Origin of the sequence: Pseudonocardia sp. KRD291, from assembly GCF_019263595.1 — a bacterium.
GTDB lineage: Bacteria > Actinomycetota > Actinomycetes > Mycobacteriales > Pseudonocardiaceae > Pseudonocardia.
Genome location: NZ_JADQDD010000279.1, coordinates 1 through 7,957 on the forward strand (window position 1 = coordinate 1; position 7,957 = coordinate 7,957).

Genomic DNA, 7,957 nt, shown 5'->3' on the forward strand with positions numbered 1-7,957 from the left:
TCCGGGCGCGCCACAGGCACCGGCCCTGCCCCAGGCCCCGGCCGCGCCCGCGGTTCCGGCCGTCCCGCAGGCACCGGCCGCGCCCGGAGTTCCGGCCGTCCCGCAGACCCCGGCCGCGCCCGCGGTCCCGGCCGTCCCGCAGGCACCCGCGGCGCTCCAGGCGCCCGCTGCGCCTCAGGGGGCCGTGGCCGGGCAGGCCCAGGCGAGCACCGTCGCCCAGCCCACCGTGCCGACCCCCGGACAGCCCGGTGTCCCGGCCGTCCCCGGGCAGGTCCAGGCCCCGACCGTCCCGGCGCAGCCCGGTGTCCCGGTCCAGCCCGCCGTCCCCGGCACGCCAGCGACCCCGGCGGTTCCGGGACAGCCCGCGGCACCGGGCCAGGTCACGGCGCCCGCCGCACCCGCCCTGCCGGGCCAGGTCGCCACTCCGGCGGCTCCGGCCGGGTTCCTGCAGCCCGGCGTGGCACCCGGCACGCCCGCGACCCCGGCAGTGGCCTCCACCGTGCGCTGACCCCCGACGCCGGGCGGCGACACCACGGTCGCCCCGCCCGAACGGCGCTCCCGCACGCACGTCGTGCCGGAGCGCCGTTCGTCGTTCGTCGTTCGGAACTCGGGGCCAAGGGGTCGCCGGAGCGGGCCGCACCCGGCCGTCATCCGAGGTCGGCGGCGCCCCAGCCCCGTTCCAACGAGTCGAAGACCTCGCACAGAAGCTCGTCGAGACCGGAGCCGTCGTCGGCCAGCCAGCGCTCGTAGGCCGCGATGCACACCCCCAGGCACGCGTGCGCGACGCTCTGCGGGATCAGCGCGTCGGCGGGCTCACCCGTCCGGATCGCGACGTAGTCGGCCACGACCTCCCGCCACGTGGCGTACCGCAGCGTGGAGTGGGCCTGCAGGGCCGGGGTCCGCAGGATCAGTTCCAGCCGGCGCCGGTGCCAGGGCAGCTCCGGCGGCTCGACCCGGTTGAAGTCCCGTACCGCGGACCGGATCCCGCGCAGGATCGGGACGTCCGGCGGCAGCGCGGCGAACGTGGCGCGCATCGCGAGCAGCTGCTCGTCGAACGCGCCCCACGCCACGTCGTTCTTCGAGGCGTAGTAGCGGAAGAACGTACGGCGGCCGATGCCCGCTGCGTGCGCGATGTCGTCGACGGTGGTGTGGTCGAACCCCTGCTCGCTGAACATCTCCAGCGCGATGTGCTCGATCTCGAACCGGGATGTGACGGGACGACGGCCTGCCCGCCGGACCCCGGTGGCCTCGTCCTCGGTCGTCGCCGACATCTCCGCCGTCCCCAACCGCTCCACCCGCCCGCACGGCGGCTCGGGTCGAGCATCCCACGTCGGCACACCGGGTCGTCGCGGGCCGAAGACAAACCCGTCTACCGACCGTACGGTTGTTGGCAGAGGTTCCAACGGCGGGACCCGAGAACGGGAGGAGACCGTGATGGGCAGGGTCGAGGGCAAGGTCGCCGTGATCACCGGGGCCGCGCGCAACCAGGGGCGCAGCCATGCGCTGCGCCTGGCCGCCGAGGGCGCGGACATCATCGCGATCGATCTCTGCGCGCCGGTGCGCAGCGTCGGCATGTACCCGCCGGCCACCGAGGAGGACCTGGCCGAGACCGTCCGGCTGGTCGAGGAGCTGGACCGACGCGTCGTCTCCCGGGTCGCCGACGTGCGCGACTCGACGGCGCTGCGCGCGGCCGTGGACGACGGCGTGGCCGAGCTCGGGCGACTCGACATCGTCAGCGCGAACGCCGGCATCTTCGAGATCCACCCCGCGCTGGAGATCACCGACGACGACTGGCACGAGATGATCGACACCAACCTCACCGGCGTCTGGAACACCTGCCGGGCGGCGCTGCCGCACCTGATCGACGGCGGCCGCGGCGGCTCGATCGTGATCACCAGCTCCACCGCGGGCCTCAAGGGCGTCCCGAACACGGTGCACTACACGGCGGCCAAGCACGGCGTCGTCGGCATCATGCGGACCCTGGCCAACGAGTTCGCCCAGCACTCCATCCGGGTCAACACCGTGCACCCGACCGGCGTGGACACGGTGATGATCCAGAACAAGAAGACCTGGGGACTGTTCCTGGGCGGCGAGGAGGGCGCGACCCGCGAGGCCGCCGAGCCCGCGTTCGCCTCCAGCAACGCGCTGCCGGTGCCGTGGGTCGACCCGGTCGACATCTCGAACGCGATCCTCTGGCTGTCCTCCGACGAGGCGCGCTACGTCACCGGCGTCACGCTGCCGGTGGACGCCGGGTTCACCATCCGGTAGCCCCCGTCCTACGAGGCGGCGACGACCGGTGACCCGTCGATTCCGGTCGATTCGTCGGAAAGACCTCCCGTTCTGTCGGTGGTCCACGGCACACTCGGCATCGCACCCACCGAAGCCCCGGTGGTGCGATGTTTCCGAGGGGGATCTGCCATGAGCGCTCCGACCGTGAAGCCGCCCACCGGTGAGGTCGACGAGCGTCCGCTCGAGGCGCGGATCGAGGATCACCGCCGGGAGCTGACCGGCTACTGCTACCGGATGGTCGGCTCGGCCTTCGAGGCCGAGGACGCGGTCCAGGAGACGATGATCCGGGCCTGGAAGGGCCTGGCGAAGTTCGACGGGCGTTCGTCGCTGCGGTCCTGGCTCTACCGGATCGCCACCAACGTCTGCATCGACGCGCTCAACGGCCGCAAGCGGCGCGCGGTGCCGATGGACTTCGGGGGGCCGTCGGCACCGGTCGCCGAGTCGGTCCGGGAGCCGCTGCCCGACTCCGACTGGCTGGAGCCGATGCCCGACGCGCGCGTCTCGTCCCCGGCCGGGGACCCGGCGGACAAGGCGGTGGCCAAGGAGACGATCCGGCTGGCGTTCGTCGCGGCGCTGCAGCACCTGCCGGCCCGCCAGCGCGCGGTGCTGATCCTGCGCGAGGTGCTGTGCTGGAAGGCCGCCGAGGTCGCCGCCCTGCTGGACACGTCGGTGGCGTCGGTGAACAGCGCGCTGCAGCGGGCGCGGGCCACACTGCACGAGAGCGGGATCAGCGAGACCGCGCCGGGCACCACGGCGCAGATGGACACGGCGCACACCGAGCTGCTGCTCCGGTACATGACGGCGTTCGAGGCGTTCGACATGGAGGCGCTGACGGCGCTGCTGCACGAGGACGTCGAGCAGAACATGCCGCCGCTGGACCTCTGGCTCAAGGGCCGCGAGGACGTCATGGCCTGGATCACCACCGGCCCCGGCAAGGGGTGCCGCGGCTCGAAGGTGGTCCCGATCGAGCTCAACGGCACGGTCGGGTTCGCGCAGTGGAAGCCGACCGGGCCGGACGGCGGGTTCGAGGCCTGGTCGATCAACGCGCTGCGGATCGAGGACGGCAAGATCATCGGGTTGACCAACTTCCTCAACACCGACCTGTTCGCGCTGTTCGACCTGCCGCTCAAGCTGGCCGACGACCCCTCGGTGCTCGAGCGCACGATCGGCTGACCCGCCGGCCCGGGCCCCGCCGGGCACGCCGCTGCGTGGTGACGGGTCAGCGCGGCCGCAGCACGTAAGCGGTGTAGCCGTAGTCGGAGCCGTGCTCGCGCCGGACGTCGATCTCCCGACGGACCTCGGCCAGCATCGACGGCTCGGTGCCGGCGCGTGCGAGCTCGTCCAGGCGCGCGCCCAGGGGCCCGTAGTAGACGTCCCAGTCGGAGTCGGGCAGCAGGTAGGTCGCCGCCACGGTCCATCCGGTGTCGAGCGCGGCGGCCACGTTGGCCGCGGTGTCGCGCATCGCCGGGTAGGCCTCGTCCCAGAACGCCCGGGCGCCGGGGGCGGGGTCCCGGGTCGTCCACTCGGCCTCGGTGAGCACCAGGACGCCACCGGGCGCCAGGAGCCCCCGCCAGGACCGCAGCGCCGCGTCGAAGCCCATGATGTAGGCCGAGCCGTCGGCCCACACGAGATCGGCCCCGGCGAGGTCCACACCGGCGGCGGGCAGTGGCAGGTCCTCCATCGACGCGTGGACGGTCCGGATCCGGTCGCCCAGTCCCGCGGCGTCCGCGGCGGCACGCAGCCGCGCCAGGAACGGCTCGTGCAGGTCCACCCCGACGACCTCGCCGCCGGTCGCCGCGGCCAGCGCCAGCGCCGCGGGGCCGGTCCCGCAGCCGATGTCGACGATCCGGGGTGCGGCCGGGAGCGGTCCGGCCAGCCTCAGCAGCAGCGCCGTCGTGGCGGGCGAGCCGGGCGCCTCCCGGGGCAGTCCCTCGTGGGCGGCCCAGAACACGTCCTCGATCGTTGCGGTCACGGTCGCCGATCCTGGCAACCGCCGGGACTCGCGCGCACCCCGATTCGCCGCCGGCGGGACTTTCGCCGTGGGTGAAACGGGTACGCCCCTGGTGAACCCGCACCTCGGAGCCCGTGTGGCGCCCCTACCGTCGGGACCGCATCACCCGCGGTGCGGCCTCGTCGCGAGGGCGCCCGCACCCGTCAAGGAGGGAACGTGCATGGAACGCGCGTCACGCAACGACCTGCGGCCGATCACCACCACCGGGGTGGCGGCCTTCGGTGAGTCGCTGTCCGAGCGCCTGCTCGGGCAGCGGATCGTCGTCCTCGGCCAGGAGGTCGACGACGAGGTCTCCACCGTCCTGTGCTCGCAGTTGCTGTTGCTCGCGGCCGAGGACCCTCGCCGCGACATCCAGCTGTTCATCAACTCACCGGGCGGGTCGATCAGCGCCGGGATGGCGATCTACGACACGATGCAGTCGATCGAGCCGGACGTGGCGACCGTCGCGCAGGGGACGGCGGCCTCGATGGGCCAGTTCCTGCTCTGTGCGGGTGCGGCGGGCAAGCGCTCGGCGCTGGCCCACTCGAAGATCATGATGCATCAGCCCGGCGGCGGGCTCGGTGGCACCGCGTCCGACGTCCGGATCCGCTCCGAGCAGATCACCCGGCAGAAGCGGGAGATGGCCGAGCTGATCGCCGCGCACACCGGTCAGACGGTGGAGCAGGTCGTCGCCGACTCCGACCGGGACCGGTGGTTCACCCCAACCGAGGCGATCGAGTACGGCCTGATCGACCGGGTGGTCTCGCGCGCCGGGCGCTGAGGTCCCGTCAGGGTGGGCACGGTCGGGGTGGACGCGGTCAGGGTTCGCCCGGCATCGGCTCGGGCGCGTCCGGGAGGCCGATCGAGCGTCGCGGGGTGGGCCGGTGCCCGAGGAACGCCGGGCGGTTGGCGTGTCCCAGCAGCAGCGGCAGCAGCTCCGCCGCGCGCAGCGTGCCGTACCAGCCCGACGCCGCGTGCGCCTCGCCGAACGCGGTCACCGGGTCGGCCCGCACGGTCGGCCCGGCCACCACCAGCGGCGTCGGGTCCCCGGTGTGCAGCACGCCGCCGGTCGACGGGGTCGCGTGGTCCCCGGTGACGGCGACGACCGCGCGCCCGGCGAGCGCGTCCAGGCCGCCCAGTCCGCGGTCGAGCGCGGCCAGGACGTCGCGCTTGGCGTAGGGGTCCTTGGTGTGCCCGGCCTCGTCGGTCGCCTTGGTGTGCACGTGCACGAACCCGGCGCCGCCGGCGATCAGCTCGTCGGCGACGGCGAGCCGGGCCCGGATATCGGCGGCGAGGTCCTCGACCGGCGCGACGTGGCGCTGCGCCATCCCGAGCACGCTCGCGATCCCCCGGTACAGACGCGTGCTGGTCACCGCCGCGCCGGGCGTCCCGACCTGCTCGGCGAACGTCGGGAGCACCTCCCGCGACCCGGACCACTTCGTGGTGAGCACGTCCAGGGCCGGTCGCCCGCGAGCGGTGCGGGCGGCGTTGACCGGATGCGCGCGCAGCACGGCGCGGGCCTCGAGCAGCAGCGAGGTGAGCGCATCGGCCGTCGCCGCGGGGTCGGGACCGGCGGGGTCGGCACCGGTCGGGTCGGGCAGCGTGAGCACGTCACCGCCCGGCTCGCACGCCCGCACCCGCAGCCACGGGTGCCGGTCCTCGAAGAACGGGTCGGAGTCGGTGACCGCGCCGCTGCGGTGCCCGTCGAGCACGAGCAACGACTCCCCGCGCCCACCGAGCGGCAGCAGCCGGGCGCCGTGCCGCGCGCACACCGGGTCCAGCGCGGTGAGCAGCGCGGACGCGTCGTCACCGTCGTCCGGCGCGACCCGCCCGGTGATCCACACCCGGCCGTCGTCCCCCGCCCCGGACGTGCGCAGGGCCGCGTGCGTCACGGCAGTGGCGCCCGGGACCTCGAGCCCGGCGCCGGCCGCCTCGAGCACCGCCCGGCCGGGGAACGGCACCGGCGCGAACCCGAACATCGCCCAGTGCGCGAGCTCGGACGCGGGCGCCGCACCCCACCCGAACGGCACGTGCCACCCGGAGCAACCGCGGGCGGCCAGCGCGTCGAGGTGCGGGGTGTCCGCGGCCTCGGACGGGGTCGCGCCGCCCAGCTCCGGGACCGGACGGTCGCCCAGGCCGTCGAGCACGAGCAGGACGACCGGCAGGCGGTCGTCGTCGAGACGGGGCTGCCCCTCGCCGTAGCCGGGCGCCCTCATCGTCGGACCGGTGCGCTGCGCTCGCCCATCGGGACGCGGTACAGCAGGTCCCGGAGCACGGGCACGACCGCGGGTGGCACCAGGTCCTCCCAGCCCGCACCGGACGTCAGCGCCGCACGGATGTCGGTCGCGTCGACCTTCGCCGCGGGATCGCCGTCGAGCACCGTCAGCGGGTAGCCGCCCGCGCCCAGGCGGTCGGCCTTCTCCCGCTCCCAGTCCGAGTAGACCCGCACGAACTGCCGCGCCCGTAGCGGCACGTACTCCGCCCACACCTGCGGGCGGGTCAGGTCGAACGGGACGACGGTCGTCGCCTCCGCCAGACCCGCCCCGCGCAGCGCGGCGTCGAGCAGCCACACCCGCTCGACGTAGGTGAACGGGTTGGCCGCCCCGGTGTGCCGGTGCGCCGAGGTCGGCTCGGTGTGCCGGGCCCCGGTGTCCGGGTTGGTCACCGCGACGAGCACGTGCGCGCACCGCTGCAGCGCCAGCTCGACCAGTTCCAGGTGCTGCCCGTGCACCGGCTGGAACCGGCCGGTCACGCAGCCCAGCTCGGCGACGGCGGGCGTCATCGGCGCAGCAGCCCGCGCGCGATCGCGTTGCGCTGGATCTCGACCGTCCCGGCCGGGATCTTCAGGTTCCGCGCGACCCGGAACAGCTTCTCCTCCGGCGAGTTCTGCAGCAGCCCGGTGCCGCCGTGCACCTGCAGGGCGTTGTCGGCGACCCGGAAGAACGCCTCGTCGTTGATGGCCTTGATCAGGCTGATCAGCCGCGGGGCGTCGTGGTGCAGCGGGATGGCGTAGGGGCCGAGCTCGTCGAGCTCGGCCTGCGCCACCAGCGACGCCGAACGCGCCGAGAAGATGTCGGCGTCGATGTCGGCGAGCAGGTGCTGCACGGCCTGCAGGTCCGCGATCGGGCGCCCGCCGGACTGGCGGGTCTTCGCCCGGTCCAGTGCGCGGTCGAGCAGCCAGTAGCCCCATCCGGCGCACATGCCGCCCCGGCACAGCCGCCGCCAGTTGATCCACGACATGGCCAGGGCGAACCCGTCGCCGACCTCGCGGACGACGTTCTCGGCCGGGACCCGGACGCCGTCGAAGTGCAGCTCACCGGTGAGGCCGTCGCCGAGCATCGTCGGGATGTCGCGGCCCCGGGTGACGCCGGGCGCATCCGCGTCGACCAGGAACATCGACAGCGACCGGGTCCCGGCGCCGGGCTCGGTGACGGCGACGACCTGCAGGACGTCGGCGAAGTGCGCGTTGGTGATCCAGGCCTTGTTGCCGTCGAGGATCCAGTCGGACCCGTCGCGGCGGGCGGAGGTCTCCATCGCGAGGACGTCGGTGCCGACCGAGGTCTCGGTGTTGGCGAACGCCGCGCTGATCTCGCCGGCCATCAGGGGTTCGAGGTAGCGGCCGCGGGCGGCGTCCGAGCAGTGCTCGATCGCCGGGTTCGCGCCCTCGGTCCAGGCCAG

Annotated in this window: 8 protein-coding genes and 1 pseudogene; 4 read left to right on the plus strand and 5 right to left on the minus strand. The window is 74.3% G+C overall.

The features are described 5' to 3' along the window. Positions 1 to 508: pseudogene (locus tag I4I78_RS26935) on the plus strand (hypothetical protein); the annotation flags it as partial. 139 nt (positions 509 to 647) lie between these two features. On the opposite strand, the gene mftR reads toward I4I78_RS26935, so the two are convergent. After that, positions 648 to 1,271, minus strand: coding sequence for a mycofactocin system transcriptional regulator (gene mftR / locus I4I78_RS26940; RefSeq protein WP_218614304.1), 624 nt, complete (start codon positions 1,269 to 1,271; stop codon positions 648 to 650). Positions 1,272 to 1,434: 163 nt separating this feature from the next. Here mftR and I4I78_RS26945 point away from each other — a divergent pair, with 163 nt between their 5' ends. Together I4I78_RS26945 and I4I78_RS26950 are read left to right on the plus strand one after the other, a co-directional pair. Further along, entirely contained in the window at positions 1,435 to 2,268 is an 834-nt protein-coding gene (locus I4I78_RS26945; protein ID WP_218614305.1) for a mycofactocin-coupled SDR family oxidoreductase, read from the plus strand. Positions 2,269 to 2,418: 150 nt separating this feature from the next. Then, positions 2,419 to 3,462, plus strand: a complete 1,044-nt coding sequence (locus tag I4I78_RS26950; RefSeq protein ID WP_218614306.1) for a sigma-70 family RNA polymerase sigma factor — start codon at positions 2,419 to 2,421, stop codon at positions 3,460 to 3,462. Between the two features lie 46 nt (positions 3,463 to 3,508). Here the strand turns inward: I4I78_RS26950 and I4I78_RS26955 are convergent, their stop codons facing one another. Further along, positions 3,509 to 4,261: a class I SAM-dependent methyltransferase gene (locus I4I78_RS26955; protein WP_218614307.1), complete on the minus strand. Its 753-nt coding sequence runs from the start codon at positions 4,259 to 4,261 to the stop codon at positions 3,509 to 3,511. Positions 4,262 to 4,460: 199 nt separating this feature from the next. On the opposite strand from I4I78_RS26955, the gene I4I78_RS26960 reads away from it, so the two are divergent. Next, positions 4,461 to 5,060, plus strand: a complete 600-nt coding sequence (locus tag I4I78_RS26960; protein ID WP_218614308.1) for an ATP-dependent Clp protease proteolytic subunit — start codon at positions 4,461 to 4,463, stop codon at positions 5,058 to 5,060. A gap of 37 nt (positions 5,061 to 5,097) precedes the next feature. Here the strand turns inward: I4I78_RS26960 and I4I78_RS26965 are convergent, their stop codons facing one another. From I4I78_RS26965 to I4I78_RS26975, 3 genes are all read right to left on the minus strand, one after another. Next, positions 5,098 to 6,495 carry an alkaline phosphatase family protein gene (locus I4I78_RS26965; RefSeq protein WP_218614309.1) on the minus strand — a complete coding sequence of 466 codons (1,398 nt, stop codon included), beginning with the start codon at positions 6,493 to 6,495 and terminating at the stop codon, positions 5,098 to 5,100. Then, positions 6,492 to 7,061: an adenylyltransferase/cytidyltransferase family protein gene (locus I4I78_RS26970; protein ID WP_218614310.1), complete on the minus strand. Its 570-nt coding sequence runs from the start codon at positions 7,059 to 7,061 to the stop codon at positions 6,492 to 6,494. The genes I4I78_RS26965 and I4I78_RS26970 overlap by 4 nt, the downstream gene beginning before the upstream one ends. Further along, positions 7,058 to 7,957, minus strand: a 900-nt coding sequence (locus tag I4I78_RS26975) for an acyl-CoA dehydrogenase family protein (RefSeq protein WP_218614311.1), incomplete at its 5' end; no start/stop codon positions are given. The genes I4I78_RS26970 and I4I78_RS26975, both read right to left, overlap by 4 nt.